Raw genomic sequence first — 319 nt, forward strand, 5'->3', positions numbered from 1 at the left:
CATCCATTTTACCCTCAAGGGTTAAAAACTCTGCCAAGCTAATATCGCTGGTACAACATTTAGCTGAAGCAGGCGTGCCACTGTTAGAGTTTGCTGGAGTAAATGGCTCACTGCATTTAGCCGCAAGTTCTGGAATAGCTAAAATGTTAGTGGTGGTGTGCAAGTCGCACTGAGAATGGCGGCATACTAGCTCTTTATCATTTGTAAAGGTTACATCGCATTCGACAATACCGGCGCCCATACGAGCAGCCGCTATGTAAGACTCTTTTGTGTGCTCTGGGTATTGCATGGGGGCACCACGGTGACCAATTGAAAAAAC

Annotated in this window: 1 protein-coding gene; it reads right to left on the minus strand. The window is 46.4% G+C overall.

Going from position 1 to position 319, the window contains the following annotated elements:
• Nucleotides 1–319 (minus strand): glycerophosphodiester phosphodiesterase family protein (locus tag CWB76_RS19260; RefSeq protein ID WP_283235063.1); only part of this gene is annotated, 319 nt, incomplete at both ends.

The organism is Pseudoalteromonas sp. S1609, from assembly GCF_005887255.1.
In the GTDB taxonomy this organism is placed as follows: domain Bacteria; phylum Pseudomonadota; class Gammaproteobacteria; order Enterobacterales; family Alteromonadaceae; genus Pseudoalteromonas.